The organism is Streptomyces sp. MB09-01 (assembly GCF_033794505.1).
In the GTDB taxonomy this organism is placed as follows: domain Bacteria; phylum Actinomycetota; class Actinomycetes; order Streptomycetales; family Streptomycetaceae; genus Streptomyces.
Map to the genome: position 1 here is coordinate 1 of NZ_JARAYQ010000505.1, position 2,379 is coordinate 2,379.

Below are 2,379 nucleotides of genomic sequence, written 5' to 3' on the forward strand. Positions count from 1 at the left end.
CTGCTCCCGCTTCCCCCTTGCGCGCACCCCCCAGTGCGCCATCCCGGTGACTCCCGAAACAGTGACTCACCAACGACACGAGATTAGGCAGTGAACATGACATTCAGGCGCAGCGCAGATAAATGGCGAGTTTCTGAACTGGCGTACGACAACCGGAATTGACGGCACTCCGACCGGTTCAGGGGCGAACCGTGCCCAACTGCTCCCCCAGCTCGACCGGATCTGTCGTAGGCCGCGCGCAGACGAAATGTCGACACACATACGCCGTCGGAAGGTCGCGTACGAGTGTGCGCTCGGCAAGAAGGGGGAACTCACCGCCACTGCCGTCCGCCGCACGCGGCAGACCCACCGCCACCACCGCACCAGGAGCCGTTCCCAGCAACGCCGTCCGGTGCAGCACCGCGAGCAACGGATCCTCCGGATGCCCGACGACCGCCACTTCGCGCGGCCCGTCCAGCAGCGCCTCGGCGACCGACAGCCCGTGCCCGATGAAACGCGGCACGCGCGGACCGAGCGCGTGCACCACCCCGAGCGCCCGCTCGGCCGCCGTCCGGTGGGCCTCCGACCCGGTGTGCGCGGCGTACGACAGCAGCGCGCCCGCGGCGGCCGTCCACCCGGAGGGCGCGGCCGTGTCGGTCGGATCCTGCGGCCGGCGGATGAGCCGCTCCGCATCGTGCGCCGTGTCGTACAACGACCCGTCCTCGGCGGTGAACTGGTCCAGGACCAGATCGACGAGGAACCCGGCGAATTCCAGCCAGACGCCCTCGCCCGTCACGGATGCCAGTGCGAGGAAGCCTTCCGCGACGTCGCCGTAGTCCTCCAGCACCCCCGCGTTCGAGCCGACGTGACCGTCCTTGCTGGTCCGGGCGAGCCGGGCCTTGCCGTCCATGTGCACCCGCACCAGCAGATCGGCGGCCTCGGTCGCCCTCTCCACCAGGTCCGGCCGCTCGAAGTACGCCCCGCACTCGGCGAGCGCGGCGATCGCCAGCCCGTTCCAGGCGGCGACGATCTTGTCGTCGCGGCCGGGCGCGGGCCGCCCGCCCCGCTCGGCCAGCAGCCGCTCCTTGATGCCGGCGAGCCTGCCCGCCTCCACCACGGGCCCGTCCTGCGGCAGCTGCAGTACGGACTTCCCGTGTTCGAAGGTCCCCTCCTCGGTCACCCCGAAGTAGCCGGCGGCCAGTTCACCGTCCGCCTCCCCCAGCACCTCCCGCAGCTGCGCGGCGGTCCAGGCGTAGTACGCCCCCTCCACGTGCGCGCCGCTGACCGGGTCCTCGCTGTCGGCGTCCAGCGCGGAGGCGAAGCCGCCCTGGTCGGTGCGCAGTTCCCGGACCATGAAGTCGGCGGTCTCCAGCGCGACCCGGCGGGCGAGATCCGACCCGGTGGCCCGCCACAGGTGCGCGTAGACCCGGCAGAGCAGCGCGTTGTCGTAGAGCATCTTCTCGAAGTGCGGTACAACCCAGTCCCGGTCCACGGAGTACCGCGCGAAGCCGCCGCCGAGCTGGTCGTAGATGCCGCCCCGGGCCATGGCCTCGCAGGTGTCGGAGGCCATCTGCAGCGCACCCTCGGACCCGGTGCGCGCGTGGTGGCGCAGCAGGAACTCCAGCACCATGGACGGCGGGAACTTCGGCGCGCCGCCGAATCCGCCGCGCACGGCGTCGTACTCCCTCGTCAGCCCGAGCAGCGCCTGCGCGAGCTCCTCGGGCCCGGGAGTGCCGGCCTTCCCGTAGTCCAACTGCCGCCCGGCCAGGTCCCGTACGATCCGCTGCGCGACCTCGGCAACCTCCTCGGGCCGCCCCGCCCAGGCGGTCCGCACGCCTTCGAGGACCTGCATGAAGGAGGGCATCCCGTGCCGGGGCTCGGGCGGGAAGTAGGTCCCGAAGTAGAACGGCTCGGCGTCCGGGGTGAGGAAGACGGTCATGGGCCACCCGCCCTGCCCGGTGGCGGCCTGCACGGCCTCCATGTAGACGGCGTCGACGTCGGGGCGCTCCTCGCGGTCCACCTTGATGTTGACGAAGTGCTCGTTGAGGTAGGCGGCCGCCAGTTCGTCCTCGAAGGACTCGTGCGCCATCACGTGGCACCAGTGGCAACTGCTGTAGCCGACGCTCAGCAGGACGGGCACCCCGCGTTCCCGCGCCTCGGCAAAGGCCTCGGGCGACCACGGCCACCAGTCGACGGGATTGTCGGCGTGCTGGAGCAGGTACGGCGAGGTCTCGTTCGCGAGGCGGTTCGACATGATCCCATCCTGCCGCACGGAATCGGATCACCGCCGCAGGATCGGGGCCAGGTCGCGGGTCCAGGCCTCTCGGGCCTCGGTCCAGGTGGCTGCGCACGCTGCGCGGGCCGGGGTGGCGAGGGATTCGAGGTCGTCGCCGCTGGGGC

Annotated in this window: 1 protein-coding gene; it reads right to left on the reverse strand. The window is 71.4% G+C overall.

Annotated elements, in window-relative coordinates; genetic code table 11:
- Positions 1–178: 178 nt before the first annotated feature.
- Positions 179–2,233 (reverse strand): thioredoxin domain-containing protein, encoded by a 2,055-nt coding sequence (locus PV721_RS42920; protein WP_319734256.1) that lies wholly within the window; start codon positions 2,231–2,233, stop codon positions 179–181.
- Between the last annotated feature and the right edge of the window lie 146 nt (positions 2,234–2,379).